This is a genomic window from Legionella massiliensis (assembly GCF_000756815.1).
In the GTDB taxonomy this organism is placed as follows: Bacteria; Pseudomonadota; Gammaproteobacteria; order Legionellales; family Legionellaceae; genus Tatlockia; species Tatlockia massiliensis.
In genome coordinates, this window is the sequence record NZ_CCVW01000001.1 from 1410204 (window position 1) to 1428895 (window position 18692).

The following is an 18692-nucleotide window of genomic DNA, read 5'->3' on the forward strand; positions in this document are numbered from 1 at the left end:
TATGTATTCTAAAACGTTTTATGCTACCAAGGCTGCTAATGCGATACCTCTTTTTTTAGTTACAAAACCCCAATGGGAGCAAGGCTTAGAGACGCTAACATCCAATGAGCGTAATTGTTTTGCAACCCAGCAATTTACGGGGAAATTCGGTGAATTCTGTCTTATTAATGATAATGATGGCTTGCCCAGGAAGGCCTATATAGGGGCTGGAGATGGCAATCAGGTTTTAGCGCTAGCTAGTGCAGCAATTCGCTTGCCCCCAGCCTCTTATCTTGTGCAGGAACCCTTATCTCATACTGCCAAGGTGATGTGGTCGCTCGCTCAATACCGTTTTACAGACTATAAAAAACAAGAATGGAAAGCGCGGGCTTTGGTCGTTGAAGAAAATTTGGAAGCCATTCTTGCTGAAGCCGATGCTGTCTTTTTAGTGCGAAATTTAATTAATGCACCGACAAATGACCTAGGTCCAAAAGAGCTCGCAGAACGATTAGCGGCAATAAGCAGCGAGTTTAATGCAGAGTTCCAACAATGGGTTGGTGAGGAATTGCTTAGTGCTAATCTGCAAGCAATCCATGCAGTAGGGCGTGCATCCGCGAATGCTCCGAGACTGTTGAGTTTAACTTGGGGTAATGAACATGATCCGCGAATTACCCTGATTGGCAAGGGCGTATGCTTTGATAGTGGTGGTTTGGATATTAAACCCTCGTCGGGAATGCGTTTGATGAAAAAGGATATGGGAGGCGCTGCGCATGCCTTGGGCTTAGCACAATGGATAATGGCGCGCAAACTCCCTGTTTATTTACAGGTTTTTATTCCTGCTGTAGAAAATGCCATCGGGCCTGATGCGTTTAGGCCTGGTGATATTATCAAGATGCATAATGGCTTAACTGTTGAAATTGACAATACTGATGCCGAAGGTCGATTGGTACTGGCTGATGCTATTTCCAAAGCCTGCGAAACCCAAAAACCGGATTTGCTAATTGATTTTGCAACACTAACAGGTGCAGCTCGCGTTGCTGTTGGGACAGAGATTGCTGCCATGTTTACTAATAATGAGCAATTGGCACAAGCGATTAATGATTCTTCACTTGCTGTGGATGATCCGGTCTGGCGTTTGCCCTTATTTGCAGCCTATGAGTCACTATTAGATTCTTCTATTGCTGATCTGGTGAACTCTAGCCCTTCTCCCTATGCTGGAGCAATCACTGCTGCTTTATTTTTGCAGCGTTTTATACCTAAATCTTTGCCCTGGGTTCACTTTGATATTATGGCTTGGAATGTTAGCTCTAAGCCAGGGAAGCCTGAAGGGGGTGAGGCAATGGCCTTGCGTGCTTTGATGCATTATTTAGAGAAGACTTATACTGCGGTCTAGGTAAAACAAGGGTAATAGGCTACGTCCCGCACCTCTTATCTAAGGAAAACCTTGGTTACGCTGCCCTGCATCAAGGCTACACTTATTTGACAAATCGTAGCCTTGATGCAGGGCAGTGTAATCAAGATTTCATTTTATGCTGCAGGCGCTGAAAACAGAGTGCTACCGTCATTTTGTATTTCTTCACCCGATTTACACAGGCTCTTAAGATCATCTTCCCTTTGAGTTGTTGCCTTAGAAAAGAAGAAGCTATGTCCTGCTATTTTACGAGCTACACCTACTATGGCTATACCTATAACACTAATCATTAACATCACATCAGCAAAGAGTCTTAGACCGCCATCTCGTGGTGTGAAAATCGCATGAGCCGCCTTTGTGATGTTCTCATATTGTTTTGCTGGCGGGTTATCTGATAAACGTTCAGTTAATGCTGTAGTATAGAAATTCATTAATTCTTCAGAATAACGTTCTGATTCTTCTTCTGAAGAAAATTCTATAGAATCAATCTGTTGTCTTTTCTTTGCCGCATAATTGCGCAGGATCAATAGATCAGAAATGGTTCCAGTAACGAGTTTTTTTGCAGAAACCCTGCTTACCGCATCAACTAACAGCTCGTCAACAAGTCCATCCTCAACACCACTATCAAAGAGAGCTTTTAATTTAGAGTGCCTATTAATTCGACCAAGCATCATTTCAGGGTTAGAAAGCACCTTGGACTTCTTTTTAGCAATAGGGGGTTCAGCTGCTACCTCAACCTGTGCTTTTACTATTTCTATTTCAGATGGCACTGTTTCATGTTGGTTTGGATTTTCTTGAGCTGAACTAACAGCTACTGAAAGAGGAACTTCACCTCTATGCTTATTCTGAGCTTTGTTTTCAGCTTCTACAGCAGGTGAGGTATCTTGCTCTAGCTCTTCCAAGCCTACAGATATAATAGGAGTCTCTTCAACTCTCAGCATTTCTTCCACGACAGTCTCTGAGAGAGTAATTTTTAAGGAAACATCAGGCACTGTCTCCTCTTCCTCCACAACAACCGACAGTACAGCTCTTTCCTCTTCTGGTTCGGTAATCGTTTCTGTAACTATCTTGTCTTCCTGCTCAACAAGCGTTTGTGCAATTCGTCTTTCGTCTTGCTCGGCAATCATTTGTGCAATTCGTTTTTCTTCTTCCTCGGCAGCCGCTTGTGCAATTCGTTTCTGTTCTTCCTCTTTTGCCCGTATAGCAGCTTGCTCATTTTCAGTTTCAAGTGCTTCAATCAAAAGATGGATGTTGGTTTGCAAGTCGTCGAATACTTTGGGGCTAAATGCGTCCGAGAGTTGTTTATCGAGCTGTACTTTCGTCGCCAAAATGTTCTCTTTAGCACTGTGAAAACTAATTAGCGAGTCACTGGGCTCATGGGAGCGAGACTCAGCTAAGCTTCTATGCTTTTCTAAGGTCCTTTCTCTATATTCACGTTCTTCCTGAAGTTTAAGAGCCTTTTCCCGTTCTAAAGCTTCTTCTCTTGCAATAGCTTCTCTATCTATCTTTTCTTTCTTGGGTTTTTCAGCATCCATGGCCATGCCTTTTCTACGTTGTGTGAGTGCGGCAACAAGATCTACATTAAGAGCAGCTTGAGAACTCTGTTTAGTAACAGGTAGAGGCGCTGATGTCGCTTTTCTATCCTCACGGGGCTTAGCTGATGAGCCAGGTTGCCCTTTTTTCTTGCTGGCTAAGGCTATGGCCTGTTCAAATGATAGAGTTTGTTGCGGTGCTTTAGCCACGACTTGAGGTGGCATAGGAGCCATAGGGGGCGGTGGTGGCGGTATCATAGGATTGCTTGTTACAACGACGGGTTCTGATACTGCTAATACGCGTTGTTTTTCCTCTTCGAGCCTGCGCTCATTCTCTTCCTCAAGTTGCTTTTTAACTCGATTAGTCGCACTAACTCCTTTGGTTAGGTCTAATTTTAATAATCGAAGCCTGTCTTTTTGTTGTAAGAGCTGTTTATAGTACGCTTGTTGAGCCGCATTACGTTCTTTAAGGTGAACAATTAGCTCTTCCTTACGAAAAATTTTTATGCCATTGCTAGACAGTGTTGCTTCAACATCTTCTATTGAGGGTGTTGCCGGTTTTGGTTTTTCAATAGGTTGACTAATGCTGGAAGAGCCTCTGAAACTAGTACTTCTACTGGGAGAAATAGAGGAGCTTAAGCTCATAGAGCGTTGCAACAGGCTGATGAATGAATGCTCTTCGGTCTGAGTCGGCTCAGGCTCAGGGATAGAGATTCTTTGCTCTCTAGGTCTGAACTTAAAGCTAGCAAGAACATCAGAAGTAACAACAGCACTAGCTGAAGATGTTGTTGGTGGAATATCAGCACTTTGTGATTTCGGTTTATTTATTTGTAAGCCCGATGATTTGGCTGCAAATGGTGGTGGTGCCTTGGGTGGCGGTGGTGGTGCTCCCGTGAAGGGCATTGCTACGCCAACAGCTGGTTGTTTCACCGGTTGGTGTTGTTTTATCTCGGCTTTTAACTCATTCGTATCTTTTTGTATTTGCTTGAGTAATTCGTCAATTAGAAGTTGAGTCTCTTGATATTCTTTATTTAGAGCCTCTTCTTCTGTTGCCAACACATTAGTGCGTTGTTGTAGGACTTCTTTCTCTTTATTGAGAACAGAGATGTAGCTATTAATGCGGGCTTGTTTCTTCTCTGTAAATTGCTGTTCTGCTTCCTCACGAGGGGTCGTTGTCTTACGGAATACCCGTCTTATGTTCTCGTTGAATAGAGGATTGGCCAATATTGATGCCTTAAACTCACTGGCATGTAGAAAACGTTCTTTTAATTCATCGCTAAACAAATCCCGATCATCACGCTGAGGACTTCGTCCACTAAGTTCTTTCTCTAAATCCTCGAACTCGTAAATAGCAGAGCAATATATGCCAACGAGATTAGCAACTGCCGTTTTAAATTTTAGGGAGATCTCATCTTTAGTAATAGGCTTCTCTCTGGCATGGAGTGAATGCGTTTCGAGGTACTCTACTTTTTTCTCTAGAAAACCAAGGCAGTCTTTATCAAGAAGGGGAGTTTTAATGAGTAGTTCTTTATAACGTTTTACCCAAGGTAGTAGTTTCTCTTCCCACGGTTCAAACTCAATCTTTTCGGCTGTAAACATAGCGTTATTTCCAAACGGGTTGTCCATAGTTTGGCAATCATACTTATAAATTATTAACGTTTTATTAAGAAATGAGCTGTAATTAAAAAAACAGATCAATGTGCATAATAATTAATCAAAAAATAACTATTTTGATGCTATTGTTGGGCTTGTAATATGCAAAGTGATTCATGATTGGCTACATTTAAAATAGAGTTAGTCGAATAGTGATTAGTTATTATGCATCCTAGAAAAAGACAATATAGCAACGAGATTTATAACCTTGTTACCTCATCTTGTATGAATATGGCTGATGAGAAAAATAGAGCTATACCTCAGTTGTTGAACATTACAGCTGATGACGCTCGGGAATTGATAAGAAGGATAGTAACAGCCCTTCCTGATGACTATTTCTATAACGCAACAGAGCAGATGCGTTATGGAATTTTCGCATTTATTTCTAAGAATTTTATTCTTTTCCAATGCCAGGAAGATATCGATTCAGACGACTATGCCTATCATTTGATCGACTTCATTCGTAATTTATCAAGCAATATAGCCAGACGCTATTACGCAAATTAGTTAGGGGATCTCATCATGCCTATGTCGTTACAAGAGTTATCTGATGAATCTGGGATTAGCCAAGAGGTTATCCAGGGAATGAGGCTGTTGGAAAGTAAAAAATCAGACGATGCCTTGGTCCTTAGCCCTGAGGAAAAATCTGCTGTACAGGATATGTTAGTGAGCCTCATCGGTGATATGGATACCAATAAAAAAATAATTACCATTTCACCTTATTCGCGGATGGATAGTGGTATCGGTGGGATGACCGCAGCTGAAGTCAAAGATATTTCATATCGAACAAGAAACTTACATAAAATTCAACCAGAAATGGATAGAATTTGGAACAATTTTCAGGATGCTCTCAATGGTGAAAGAGAATTAGCTACAAACGAAAAGATGACGCTGAAAGAGTTTGGAATGTTGTATGACTTAGCTAATCTGAATGCAATACTTGAACAATATAATACCCTGGGACTTATTGAGGGAAATGATAGGTTGGAGGCGCTCTATCAGACTACCCAACGCGCTGCAACTATGGTTCGTCATCTCGATAATACCTTTGATCAACAGTTTAGGGCTCCAGTAGGTTCTGTTGTTTTTGATCGTACAAAATCCAAGTCAGAAATCTATGGCAAGGAACTGTCAGCCTTTGAAAAAGGAGTCACAAAAGTCACAAAATTTGGGCATGCCTCAAGAGCAGTCACAGTGGAAAATAATGATCAGGTATCCAATAAGCTTTCCCATATAAATCCTGGATATAAGGAGGAGAAATTTGCACTTCGCAACTTTTTGTATGCTGATGTTTATAGGATTAAGCTTGAAAATTTAATTAGCGAAGAAGACCAAGCTCTTTTTAAGGAACATCTTGGTGACGATTGGCTGCAACAATTAGAACAGGAATTTAGCGACATAGAACAAGAAATACATAATGGTGCCCGAGATATGCATGAGCATGTCACTGCTGAGGGTGGGACAGGTCGCTTTGCGTCGGTTGCTACTAACAAACTTCACGGTGGTTATAAGAACTTTGTCAAAAAAGACCATAAAAACCCGGAGGTAAGGGATGATGTAATGGGAAAGGGGCAATGGGATGTTGAAAACCGTGATCAATCTAAGGTGCTTTGCTCAGAGTTTGTTGGTAAAACTTTAATCGCAGCTGTACAAGAATTAAATGATAGGGTAGTTAAGAGGCTACGTGATGATGGTGTGGATAATGTCCCGGATCGCATGATAAGTTCCCCGATTAGTCAGAGGGAAAAACTTAAGTTGATGACACCAGAACGCTTGCTGCATGCTCTAGAAGAGCGTCATGTGATTGAAAAAGTGGAGTCACCGCGAGAACTCAGTCAATTTATTCATAAACATGGGGATGCACGGACTACTGGAGTAACACGCGATTTTAAAGAAAAACTTCATGCAGAAATCGATGAGGATGTTGATCATGAAATTGAATCAGGATTACAATTTGATGAAGATGATTCTGGAATGAAATTAAGTTAACTATTAAATGAATTTTTATTGCAAAATTATAACTTTTAAAGGAAATAATAATGAAATTTTTGAAGCACAAAGAAAAAGATGATGTGAAGAATGTGGTCGTTTTAGGTGGAGAAAAAAGTGGTAAAAAATCTTTTCTTCTTTCTTATAAAGATGGTCAGTTTCCTGATCAGATTTTACCTGAGATTTCAAATCTTTCTTACAAGCAAACCTTTGACGGACATGAACATCCTGTGATTATAAATTTTAAGATTCATGGCGCTGGCGACGCTGGACTTATTCCTTCAATGGGACATAAGAAACAGAGGGTAGATGCGGTATTAATTCTTGTCGATCTATCGTCTCAAAATGCTGAAAAAGATTTGGCTTATTTCATAAAATATGCTGATACGCACTTCAAAAATGCTAAAACTATGTTGGTAGGTACTAAAGCGGATTTAAGGGAAGAAATTATTCCTGATTTAGTAGAAACCTCGGCAAAAACAAGGCAGGGTTTTGAGGAATTTCAAAGCTTGTTACAGGATGCCCTAGCACCAGCTGATAGTCATAATTTGACTATGTGACAAAGGGTAATCTGTCCTCCTGGTATTACATTTTATGGTATTAGGTCAGCCCCGTCACCCTAACATAGCACTTCATCCCGAACATAGTGAGGGATCTCCGGGATTAGCACTGTGCTACACATCAGGAGATGTCTCTCTACGCTCGACATGACGGGGTGGGAGACGGGACCTATTACATTTTATGAGTCTGAATCTCATAGAGTTTTGCACGATATTCACGAAAACGAAGACGGCCATGCTCCTTGGCTGCTTCGTTATTGCCAATAACTTCAATGATTCGACGAAAACGTGAATGAAAGCTGGGTATCTCATTATGCAAGTTGACTAAGATATCATTAAATCCGCGAGGTTCTTCTCGATAGCCAATTTGAATGGAGGGCGGGGGTTCTGGTCCTTCGCCTTGCAAATTATGGGGAATGAAGGAGTTGTCTTTAAAGGTCCACAATAGTTCGTCTAAGTTTTCAGCGTCTTTTTGGCTGTTGCAATAGACAAAGACACTGTGGCCTCGCAAATAGGCTTTTTCAAGCAAACGACAGCTAAGCAGCAGGGGAGCCTGCTCAGAGCTGTCTTCTAATAGGTAAAAATCAACGCGCATTGATAGTATCACGTAGTAATTGGATTAAAAGGCTAACTGGCCGTCCTGTTGCCTGACGCTTCTTGCCAGAAACCCAGGCTGTACCTGCTATATCCAAGTGCGCCCAACGGTACTTTTTAGTGAAACGTGAAAGAAAGCAAGCCGCAGTAATTGCGCCGGCACTGCGATCAAAAGAGGCATTAATCATGTCTGCCAGAGGGCTATCGAGTGCTTCCTGATAAGCTTCATCCAGCGGCATACGCCAAATCTTCTCATCAGCGGTTCCACCTGCACGAATAATTTGCTCCGCAAGCTTATCGTCCTCTGTCATAAAACCAGTGGTTATAAAACCAAGCGCTACAATCATAGCGCCAGTCAAGGTTGCTAAATCAATGACCACTTCCGGTTTAAAGCGTTCAGCGTAGGTCAAAGCATCAGCAAGTACTAAGCGTCCTTCTGCGTCGGTATTCAGGATTTCAATGGTTTGTCCTGACATCGAGGTCACAATGTCACCAGGTTTGACCGCTGTGCCACTGGGCATATTCTCAGCACTGGCTATCAAACCAATAAGATTAATAGGTAATTGCATCAATGCGCAGGCCTTCATCGCCCCAAAAACACAGGCAGCGCCAGACATGTCATATTTCATTTCATCCATTGCATTAGCTGGCTTTAAAGAAAGACCGCCAGAGTCAAAAGTAATACCCTTGCCAACAAAAACGATAGGAGGGGTATCACCACCGCCGCAATATTGCATCTCAATTAAACGAGGTTCTTGCTCAGAGCCTTGCGCAACTGCCAGCAGAGCGCCCATACCCATAGTTTGCATGTCTTCAGGACCCATAATTTTTGTGGTCAGATTATTATGCAATTGCGCTAGGGCAACAGCTTGCTCCCCTAAATAGGTGGGTGTGCAGATATTCGCTGGTAAATCGGCCAGATGACGGGCTAGTTTGATGCCTTCTGCAAGAGCCTGTCCTTCTTTGATAGTAGGGTTTGAGGCGCCAGCTAAATAAAACTGTACTGTTTCCAGCTTGTTAGTTTTATTATTTTTAGTTTTAAAATCAGTTAATTGGTAAAGTTGCGCGTTGATTTGCAAGAGCATTTGTTGTACTTGCCAATCGGGCGTTTGCTTAATAATTTGCGGAAGGCAAAAGGTGGCGGAATGAAAACGATGCTTGAGCAAGGATGGGATTATCTCGTTGATGTATTTACGCAGGTTTTTTGCATTAAATTCAGCTTTTTTACCGCAATGAAATAACATCAGGCTATGGCCTTCAATATCGGCCTGCCATAAAGAATCACCGGCTTCGTTTAATTTGGCAAATAACCGGGTTATCAGCTGGTTGTGTTGGTGATCCAGCTTCTTGGCAAGCTCTGGAAACTCATCGTCAGCAAAAAGGCCGAGAATCAGACAGTCGTTTAATTTTAGAGTTGGCGCCTCGATAAGTCCGTAATTCATTTTTGCTTCCTAGAAAAAAAACTGTTAGTTTACCTAGGGTCTGTTTACATTTCTACTATGCTGGTGTCTCCGTGCTGATTTTTCGCTATTTAGCAAAAGAAGTTTTCATTACTTTGGTCGCTTTGACTGCTATTTTAATGCTCATCTTTATGTCAAATCAGTTCGTACGCTATTTAAATCGTGCTGCCATGGGGCAATTGCCTGGCATTATTATTATGAAACTAATGATGCTTGAGCTCCCCAATCTCATGGGCTTGCTGCTGCCCCTGGGATTTTATGTCGCTTTGCTAGTCGCCTATGGGCGTTTGTATGCTGAAAGTGAGATGACGGTTTTGCAAGCCTGTGGTTATGGGCCTTCACAGTTGCTTAAACATAGTCTGATCATGGCTGCTGTGGTTGGGGTTATCGTGACCGTGATTATGGTTTGGGCAAGTCCGATCATTCACACGGAACGGACCAAACTCTTAAAAACAACGGGGGTGCAAACCCTCATTCAACTCATTGTTCCAGGACGTTTTCAGGCGGATCCCAGCGGTGGGAAAATTTTCTATGTTGAATCAATGAGTCGCGATCATTCTAAAGCACAAAATGTATTCTTGGCTCGTTCTACCTTCAAAGGCTCCCTTCTGTTTTGGGATATTCTATGGGCGGAAAAGGCCTTTGCTGAAACCGATCCTAAGACCAAAGAAGACTATCTCGTTTTAGAACAAGGAACGGCTTATCAGGGAGTACCGGGACTAGCGAATTATGAAGTCGCTGACTTTAATCAATTTAAAGCCCGCTTACCCCACCAGAAAATTGAAGGGGTGGAAGATGATTTGCGTACTGCCAGTTTTACAAGTTTGCTGCCTTTCAATAATGCGGATAAAGCAAAGGCAGCCGAGCTGCAGTGGCGTCTAGCAGTGCCCATCATGGTTTTTGTGTTAACACTAGTTGCTGTTCCGCTAAGCCGTGTTAATCCACGGGCGGGTAAGTATGCAAAATTATTACCGGCTATTGTGCTTTATATTCTTTATGCCAATTTCATTTTTATTTCTCGCGACTGGCTGATAGCCGGTAAGATTCCAACTTGGATGGGGTTTTGGTGGCTGCATCTTACAGTTGCCTTATTCGGGCTCTTACTGATTTGGCGTAATCGAGTGAAATTATCATGAAATTACTCGATCGCTATATCGCAAAAACGGTATTTGCTGCTATTGGTCTAGTGACTTTGATGCTTATCGGCTTACAAATATTTATCCTTTTTGTTAATCAACTTGACGATTTAGGGAAGGCAGATTTTAACATCGTTCAAGCGGCCTTCTTTGTCTTTCTGCAAGTACCCTATCAGGTGTATCTGTTTTTTCCCATGGCTAGTCTGTTAGGTTGCCTGATTGGTTTGGGTATTATGGCTAATAACCGTGAGTTGATCGTCATGCGTGCTGCTGGTATGTCAATAGGGCAGGTTACGCTGGCGGTATTAAAGGTTGCTTTAATTCTCATTCTTTTTGTCACGATTATTGGGGAAACCCTAATACCCAAGTTGTCACACTATGCTAATGATCGAAAAACCTTAGCCCTCAGCGGTGGGCAGACGCTACGGACAAATCACGGTGTTTGGTTGCGTAACCGAGATGATTTTATTTTTATCTCGGCCATTGTTCCTGGCAACAGTTTACGTTTTGTCTACCAATTTCGCTTTGATGAAACGCATCATTTGCGTTTTGCCCGGGTCATTCATCAAATAGATTATGTCAACAACCTATGGATGGCTCATTGGACCAAGGAAACCGTTTTTGATAAACAAAAAACAGAGGTAAGGTTTATCCCTGATATGGTTTGGGATGTCTCAGTCAGACCCAAGGTTCTCAGCGTGAGTACCAGTGAGCCCGATGAAATGACCTTGCGTGAATTGCGTCGTTTCTTAAGGGCTCAGAAACTAAGTCACCAGAATGCCTTTAACTACCAGTTGGCTTTTTGGCAGCGAATTATTCAACCTCTAACGACTGTGGTGATGATGATTCTGGCAATTCCCTTTATCTTTGGCCCCTTACGTTCTTCGACAATGGGTTCGAAGTTAGTAGCAGGAGCCACTGTGGGGTTTGGTTTTCATATTATGAATAAATTTTTTGGTCCGATAAGTTTAGTCTTCCAGTGGCCACCAGAACTTGCTGCTGTTGGGCCAACCCTGATCTTTGCTTTATTAGGACTCTATTTGATGCGCAAGGTGAGATAGTGGTAATTTTTCGACATTTGCTTGAAGCCTTATTAAATCCGTTTTTTTTAGTTCTGCTATTGTTTGCAATTCTTCTAGCTCTTTTGTGGATTTATGGCGATAAGATTGCTATTCGAATTGGCTTTTTAATGGTTTTATTGCTGCTGATTCTATTTAGCTCAGGGTGGTTAGTTGAGCACCTAACCCGAAAATTAGAAGCAAAATATCAGCCTATAACCAAGGTGGATCCTCAGATTCGCTGGGTAGTTGTTCTAAGCGGTGGGCAGGCGCAAATTGTGAATTTGCCGACAAACTCGCTGTTGTATGGCATCAGCATCAAACGTTTGGTTGAAGGGGTGCGTTTATACCGAGAATTGCCTGGCGCTAAGTTGCTATTGTCTGGTGGTGGTTATGGTTTTGAAGTACCAGAAGCAACCCATTTATCGGAATTGGCCTCCTGGTTTGCGATTCCAACAAGAGATGTTGTGCTTGAGACAACATCCATTAATACCGTTGATCAGGTTAAAGCAATCAAACAAATGGTTCATGATGAACCCTTTTACCTGGTGACCTCCGCAATTCATATGCCACGCTCTATGTGCCTTTGTCAGGCTTATGGTTTGCATGCTATCGCCGCTCCCACTGACTATACCCTTTATTGGTATGATGATCTCTGGCAAATTCGCTATTTACCTAATGCGCATAATCTTTTTTATTTAACGGTTGTGATGCATGAATTATTAGGGAGAGGATGGGCGAAGATAAGAGGGGAGTGCTAGGGGTCACTGCCGTTAAGTTAAGGGCATTTGTCATTCCCGCGAAGGCGGGAAACCATCTCTACATTGGCACTGTGTTTAGCTAGAAATAGTTTCCCGCCTTCGCGGGAATGACAAAACCTGCCTTAACTTAATGGTAGTGGTGTTAGGGGTGAGGGGCTACCGATTCCACTCCTCCTTAAAAGCAAGAATAATAGGTATAATCTTCAAGCGAAATTCGGTAATATAGGCCACTTCAATTTTCCTAGTATTTGTCATGCCAAAACGTACTGATATCCAATCCATCCTTATCCTTGGCGCTGGTCCAATTGTTATTGGTCAAGCCTGTGAATTCGATTATTCTGGTACCCAAGCTGTAAGGGCTTTAAAAGAAGAGGGATACCGGGTCATTCTTGTTAATTCCAATCCTGCGACGATCATGACTGACCCTGAACTTGCGGATGCAACCTATATTGAGCCTGTGCAGTGGCAGGAGGTTGCGCGGATTATCGAGAAAGAGCGCCCTGATGCTTTGTTGCCTACGATGGGTGGTCAAACAGCACTTAACTGCGCCCTTGATTTGGTGCGGGAAGGTGTCTTGCAAAAATATTCAGTCGAAATGATTGGGGCGACTCGAGAAGCGATTGACAGAGCTGAAGACCGGGATAAATTTCGTCAATTAATGAAGAAAATTGGTCTGGAAATGCCGCGCTCAGCAATAGCCCATAGTTTAGAAGAAGCGTTTCAAGTACAGGCTCAGCTTGGTTTCCCTGCAATTATTCGTCCCTCCTTTACAATGGGTGGCTCCGGTGGGGGTATTGCCTATAACCGTGAAGAATTTGAGGAAATCTGTTCCCGAGGCTTGGATCTTTCCCCAACCCATGAATTGCTCATTGATGAGTCAGCCTTGGGATGGAAAGAATATGAGATGGAAGTGGTTCGTGACAAAAATGACAATTGCATTATCGTTTGTACCATTGAAAACTTAGATCCAATGGGAGTCCATACCGGCGATTCTATTACTGTTGCGCCAGCCCAGACTTTGACGGATAAAGAATTCCAGCGTATGCGGGATGCGGCAATTAAAGTGTTGCGTGCTGTCGGGGTTGATACTGGCGGTTCTAATGTGCAATTTGCAGTTAACCCTGAAGATGGGCGCATGCTGGTTGTGGAGATGAACCCGCGAGTATCGCGTAGTTCTGCCCTGGCTTCGAAGGCGACTGGTTTTCCAATTGCCAAAATTGCAGCCAAGCTTGCAGTAGGTTATACCCTGGATGAATTAGATAATGAAATTACTGGTGGCAAAACACCAGCTTCATTTGAGCCCAGTATTGATTATGTTGTGACAAAAATTCCACGCTTTAACTTCGATAAATTCCCCCAAACACCCACTACTCTGACCACCCAAATGAAATCAGTGGGTGAGGTTATGGCAATTGGTTCCAATTTTCAGGAGTCTTTGCAAAAGGCGATTCGTGGCTTGGAAATCGGTCGTTCAGGCTTGCATCCCTTATTTAAAAAGGGTGACGATCTTGCCTGTTTGCGCGGCCATTTATCGGAACCGACTCCTGACAGGCTTTGGTATATTGCTGATGCTTTTCGCCAGGATATGTCCTTAGAGGAAATTCATCAGGAATCGAAGGTTGATCCCTGGTTTCTTGCACAAATTCAGGAGCTGGTCATACTAGAACGCTCTGTTTTCGGAAGGTCGCTAGCTCAAATTGATACAGCGACTATGCGCCTACTGAAGCGACGTGGTTTTGCCGATGCCTATCTTGCTGGTCTGTTATATTGTTCTGAAGAACAGGTAAGGGCTCATCGTTTAGAGTTGGGTGTGACACCTGTTTATAAGCGTATCGACTCCTGTGCCGGAGAGTTTCCAAGTGACACAGCCTATCTTTATTCATGCTATGAAACGGTTTGTGAGGCACGGCCAGAAACTGATAAGAAAAAGGTTATGATCCTGGGCGGTGGTCCCAATCGAATTGGTCAGGGTATTGAGTTTGATTATTGCTGCGTGCATGCCGCGATGGCTCTCCGTGAAGCGGGATATCAAACGATTATGGTGAATTGCAACCCTGAAACCGTATCTACCGATTTTGATACCTCCGATAGGCTTTATTTTGAACCCTTGACCCTTGAAGATGTTTTATCCATTGTCGCTATAGAAAAGCCAACTGGAGTGATTGTTCATTACGGCGGTCAAACGCCTCTAAAACTAGCACGATCCTTAGAGGCCAATGGGGTACCTATTATCGGTACTTCACCGGATGCTATTGATCAGGCTGAAGATAGAGAGCGTTTCCAAAAGTTAGTTACCGAGCTCAATCTAGCGCAACCAGCAAATGGCACGGTTCGCAGCGAAGATGAAGCGGTAGCTCTTGCCAAACGTATTGGTTACCCTCTGGTTGTCAGACCCTCTTATGTATTGGGTGGTCGCGCCATGGAAGTCGTTTATCGCGAAGAAGATCTTCGCTATTATCTAGCTCATGCTGTTGAAGTTTCCAATGACTCACCGGTGCTCTTAGATAAGTTTTTGAATGATGCAATTGAAGTCGATATCGATGCAGTTTGTGATGGTGAAGAAGTAATGATCGGCGCTATCATGGAGCATATTGAAGAGGCAGGTATCCATTCAGGTGATTCTGCCTGTACCTTGCCTCCCTTTAGTTTAAGTGTGGTAGTACAGCAGGATTTAATAGAGCAGCTTCGGCAAATGGCATTAAAACTAGGTGTAATTGGTTTAGTTAATGCGCAGTTTGCAATTCAGGCAGATGATATCTATGTTCTCGAAGTGAACCCTCGTGCCTCACGAACAGTTCCCTTTGTATCTAAAGCCACAGGTTATCCTCTGGCAAAAATTGCTGCGCGATGTAAGATTGGACAAAGTTTGAAGCAGCAGGGATTGAGTCAGCACTACCCAATGCCTGCTTTTTATTCGATTAAATTACCAGTGTTTCCTTTCATTAAGTTCTCTGGAGTCGATTCGATCTTAGGGCCAGAAATGAAATCAACTGGAGAGGTAATGGGAATTGCAAGACGTTTTGGCCAAGCTTTTGCAAAAGCCCAAATAGGTGCTGGTTGTAATATTGTGAAGAGACGACGAGCCTTCGTTTCTGTGCGCGATGCAGATAAAGCCAGAGTGGGTGAGATTGCAAAACGCCTGATTCAATTAGGCTTCGAAATTATCGCAACCCGTGGAACAGCCTTGGTATTGCAAGCGGCTGGCATCGATTGTCGTCGAGTATTTAAGGTTGCTGAAGGGCGTCCGCATATTGTCGATTTTATTAAAAACAATGAAATTGATTTTATTGTGAACACAGCTGAGGGCAAACAAGCAACAGCTGATTCATTTGCAATCAGACGCAATGCGTTGCAACATAAGGTTAGCTATACTACGACCTTATCTGGCGCCGAAGCAGCTTGTTTGGCAATGAAATATGAAGACCGAGAAACGGTTACCCGATTACAAGATTTACATTAGAGGTGGTTATGCATAAACATCCTATGACAGTTCAAGGTGCAGAAGCCTTGAAATCTGAGTTACAACGTTTAAAAACCATTGAGCGTCCACGAATCATTGACGCTATCGCAACGGCACGTGCCCATGGTGATCTGAAAGAAAACGCAGAATACCATGCTGCTCGTGAACAACAGAGTTTCAACGAAGGGCGTATTCAGGAGTTGGAAGCCAAACTGTCACATTGCCAAATCGTTGATATCACAAAATTACCTAATCATGGCAAGGTGGTTTTTGGCGCAACTGTGCGTCTATGCCATTTGCAAACAGAGGCTGAAATTTCTTATCAGATCGTTGGCGAAGATGAGGCCGACATCAAAGTAAATAAAATTTCTTACAGTTCGCCAATTGGCCGTGGCCTAATTGGTAAAGAAGTTGATGATACTGTTTCTGTGCAAACACCAGGCGGTATTGTTGAATATGAGATTATTGAGGTGGAATACAAGTAGGTTAGGTATTCACCCGTCGTCATTGCTTCACTTCCCTTCCGTCATCCTGAGCGTAGCGAAGGATCTCCTGAATGTGGCAGGGTGCTAATCCCGGAGATCCCTCACTACGTTCGGGATGACGGAGGTTTTGTTCGGGATGACGGGCTATGTTAGGGATGACGGTCTATGTTAGGATGACGGGCTATGTTATGGTGACGGGGATGACCTATTACACGGCTACAGCTTTACAAGGATAGACTATGGCAAAGAAGTTCATTGATTTATCGATTAACATCGAAAATGACGTTAAATCAGATCCAGAGGGTTATCAACCAGCGGTTCAATATCTTACGCATCAGCAAACTGTAGGCGAGTTAACACAGTTTTTCCCTGGTTTAACTGCCGCAGATTTACCCGCAAGTGAAGCCTGGGCTTATGAACGTATCAATCTGATCACTCATAATGGCACTCACCTAGACGCTCCTTATCATTTTTCTACTTTAATGGATAAGGATAAGCGAGCAATCACCATTGATGAGGTTCCTCTGGAATGGTGTTTTCAAGATGGGATCAAATTAGATTTCCGTCATTTTCCTAATGGCTATGTGGTTACAAAAGACGATGTACAGGCGGAGCTTGAGCGTATCCAATATCAGCTCAAGCCTCTTGATATCGTTTTAGTCAACACAAGCGCTGGTTTACGCTACGGCCATGATGATTATGTCCACTCAGGTTGTGGCATGGGACGGGAGGCAACGCTGTTTCTGCTTGAGCAGGGTGTAAAGATAACAGGAACAGATGGTTGGAGTTGGGATGCCCCCTTCTTACATACCAGAGAAAAATACCTGGCCTCTAAAGATGCTTCGCTAATTTGGGAAGGCCACAAAGCTAGCAGAGAAATCAGCTATTGCCATTTGGAAAAGCTCCATAATCTGGAATGCCTACCTAGCCATGGTTTCACAGTAAGCTGCTTTCCGGTAAAAATTAAGGGAGCCTCGGCGGGATGGACACGGGCGGTGGCGATTTTATAAGGAAAACCTTGATTGCCACATTCGAGAGTTTGGATCTTTTTGAGAGTTACTTAATTTATTCTCTGTCCATTGTGCACAGCGAGAGTGACAGAAGGTTGAGTCACTATAGTAGCTGAGCTTTGAGCATTTTTCATAAAACCATCCTTAGTTAGTTGTTTTAATTCGATCTCACAAACCTGGTCTGGGTCATGGCCATGAGTACGCCAACTAACTGGCACTAGTTCAACAGTTTTTTTCACTTCAAGAACGGGTTCACTTGTAGATGCCTTAGAATCTTGAGAAGGTTGATGAAGCAACTCATCGACACGCCCAAGAATTCTATCAGCACCATGTCTAAGATCTCGTTGCTCTTTATAAATCGAGTATTGTAATTTATAGATAGAGGCTCGCTGTTCCCCAAAAACCTTATAATTTTGTTTTCTGTTTTCATAATGATAATAGGCCAGGGCTCCAGCCAATATTAAACCTACACCACAGGCAACCCCAATTCCTATTGGTCCTGTCGAGACGATTAGAGCGGTTAAGGTGGTCCCCATAATTGCTGCGGTCACTCCTAAGCCTAATCCCGCGACACCCAGTAAACCAGCATAAGCGCATAAAAAGCTGCCAGCTGAACTTAAGGCAGCGAGCATCTTATCTTGGCTAGTGACATAATCGGCAGAATTTTTTTCATTACCTTGCATAGTCGCCGGCTTTTTAAGCGATTTTGTTAATTCTTCTTGAATCGATGCTAATTCATTCTTTTCTTCGGATGTTAACGAGGGCTGGGTGGAAAGTTGGGTTATCCTTTTTCTGATATTTTGCAGAAAAGCGAACTCTACTTGCAGATCTTCTAGTTCCCGAACCGCGTTTTTTTCAAATTGAATTTTTTTATAATTGGCATACATGATAAGGCCAAATCCCAGAATGGAAATCGCAGCGAATGCAATGTTTAAACCCAAAGCGGTTGCCGCACTGGCTCCAGCCAATAATCCAGTATAGGCAAAGGACTCTACTAGTTCCGCAATCGATGCGGAAGGACAAAGCGTTTCCAGCAAAGCCGACCAAAAACTTTTTCTTTGTAAACCTTCTATTCGCTCTTGGCGTAAACCTAAGGCCTTATCTAAAGAATTTTTTGTATAGCCAGATTCAGATTCCAGCATTAAAAGTTTTTTATAGATCAGGTCGTCGTCTAAATTGGCTGCAATGATAAGTGGTATTTCTCCCTGATTGTTGGCTACATTGAGTAAGTTCAATGCTTTTCTCTCAGAGTCTTTAAGCGTGGTTAACTTATCGCTACGATCCTTATCAGTCCATTTTGCTTTTCTTTTTCTGTCTTTCGCCGCTGGCGATATTCCAAGTATCTCATTGACAATATTAAGGTAGCCTTGTTGCACCGCTATATGCAATGCAGAGTTGCCTTCCTTATTTTGTAGGGAAATATCTGCTCCTTTAGCCAGTAAGTATTTTACACATCCTAAAGAACCTTGTTGTACCGCAAGATGTAGAAGGGTATTGCCTTGAGCATCAGCTTCGTTGATTTTTTCTTTGCTTGATAATGCAAGATCTTTCTTAAATTGTTCTTTGTCGTTCTCTAAGAGCGCTTTTTTGGCTGATTCGAACAT

14 protein-coding genes are annotated in these 18692 nt (G+C 42.8%); 10 read left to right on the forward strand and 4 right to left on the reverse strand.

Annotated elements, in window-relative coordinates:
- Window position 1: 1 nt before the first annotated feature.
- Window positions 2–1372, forward strand: a complete 1371-nt coding sequence (locus BN1094_RS06095; protein WP_043873393.1) for a leucyl aminopeptidase family protein — start codon at window positions 2–4, stop codon at window positions 1370–1372.
- Window positions 1373–1506: 134 nt separating this feature from the next.
- Here the strand turns inward: BN1094_RS06095 and BN1094_RS06100 are convergent, their stop codons facing one another.
- The gene (locus tag BN1094_RS06100; RefSeq protein WP_043873394.1) at window positions 1507–4521 is read right to left on the reverse strand and encodes a hypothetical protein; all 3015 of its coding nucleotides are present in this window, start codon (window positions 4519–4521) and stop codon (window positions 1507–1509) included.
- Window positions 4522–4740: 219 nt separating this feature from the next.
- Between BN1094_RS06100 and BN1094_RS06105 the strand changes: the two genes are divergently transcribed.
- Genes BN1094_RS06105 through BN1094_RS06115 form a run of 3 tightly spaced genes read left to right on the forward strand, consistent with a single transcriptional unit; the run spans window position 4741 to window position 7124 of the window.
- Window positions 4741–5082, forward strand: a complete 342-nt coding sequence (locus tag BN1094_RS06105; protein ID WP_043873395.1) for a hypothetical protein — start codon at window positions 4741–4743, stop codon at window positions 5080–5082.
- Window positions 5083–5097: 15 nt separating this feature from the next.
- Window positions 5098–6564 (forward strand): hypothetical protein, encoded by a 1467-nt coding sequence (locus BN1094_RS06110; protein ID WP_043873396.1) that lies wholly within the window; start codon window positions 5098–5100, stop codon window positions 6562–6564.
- 50 nt (window positions 6565–6614) lie between these two features.
- Window positions 6615–7124, forward strand: a complete 510-nt coding sequence (locus BN1094_RS06115) for a P-loop NTPase family protein (RefSeq protein ID WP_043873397.1) — start codon at window positions 6615–6617, stop codon at window positions 7122–7124.
- A gap of 172 nt (window positions 7125–7296) precedes the next feature.
- On the opposite strand, the gene BN1094_RS06120 is transcribed toward BN1094_RS06115, so the two are convergent.
- Both BN1094_RS06120 and BN1094_RS06125 read right to left on the reverse strand, forming a co-directional pair.
- Window positions 7297–7728 carry a DNA polymerase III subunit chi gene (locus BN1094_RS06120; protein WP_099908994.1) on the reverse strand — a complete coding sequence of 144 codons (432 nt, stop codon included), beginning with the start codon at window positions 7726–7728 and terminating at the stop codon, window positions 7297–7299.
- Window positions 7709–9160, reverse strand: a complete 1452-nt coding sequence (locus BN1094_RS06125; RefSeq protein WP_043873399.1) for a leucyl aminopeptidase — start codon at window positions 9158–9160, stop codon at window positions 7709–7711. The genes BN1094_RS06120 and BN1094_RS06125 overlap by 20 nt, the downstream gene beginning before the upstream one ends.
- A gap of 71 nt (window positions 9161–9231) precedes the next feature.
- On the opposite strand from BN1094_RS06125, the gene lptF reads away from it, so the two are divergent.
- From lptF to BN1094_RS06155, 6 genes are all read left to right on the forward strand, one after another.
- Window positions 9232–10314 carry an LPS export ABC transporter permease LptF gene (gene lptF / locus BN1094_RS06130; RefSeq protein ID WP_043873400.1) on the forward strand — a complete coding sequence of 361 codons (1083 nt, stop codon included), beginning with the start codon at window positions 9232–9234 and terminating at the stop codon, window positions 10312–10314.
- Window positions 10305–11375, forward strand: a complete 1071-nt coding sequence (gene lptG, locus BN1094_RS06135; protein ID WP_043873401.1) for an LPS export ABC transporter permease LptG — start codon at window positions 10305–10307, stop codon at window positions 11373–11375. The genes lptF and lptG overlap by 10 nt, the downstream gene beginning before the upstream one ends.
- On the forward strand, window positions 11375–12133 hold the full coding sequence (locus tag BN1094_RS06140; RefSeq protein WP_043873402.1) for a YdcF family protein: 759 nt from the start codon (window positions 11375–11377) through the stop codon (window positions 12131–12133). The genes lptG and BN1094_RS06140 overlap by 1 nt, the downstream gene beginning before the upstream one ends.
- 253 nt (window positions 12134–12386) lie before the next feature.
- Window positions 12387–15593 (forward strand): carbamoyl-phosphate synthase large subunit, encoded by a 3207-nt coding sequence (gene carB / locus BN1094_RS06145; protein WP_043873403.1) that lies wholly within the window; start codon window positions 12387–12389, stop codon window positions 15591–15593.
- 8 nt (window positions 15594–15601) lie between these two features.
- A complete protein-coding gene (gene greA, locus BN1094_RS06150; RefSeq protein ID WP_043873404.1) occupies window positions 15602–16078 on the forward strand; it encodes a transcription elongation factor GreA in 477 nt (158 codons plus the stop codon).
- Window positions 16079–16317: 239 nt separating this feature from the next.
- A complete protein-coding gene (locus BN1094_RS06155; protein WP_043873405.1) occupies window positions 16318–17088 on the forward strand; it encodes a cyclase family protein in 771 nt (256 codons plus the stop codon).
- 50 nt (window positions 17089–17138) lie between these two features.
- Here the strand turns inward: BN1094_RS06155 and BN1094_RS06160 are convergent, their stop codons facing one another.
- Complete coding sequence (locus tag BN1094_RS06160; protein WP_043873406.1) at window positions 17139–18692, reverse strand: ankyrin repeat domain-containing protein; 1554 nt, start codon at window positions 18690–18692, stop codon at window positions 17139–17141.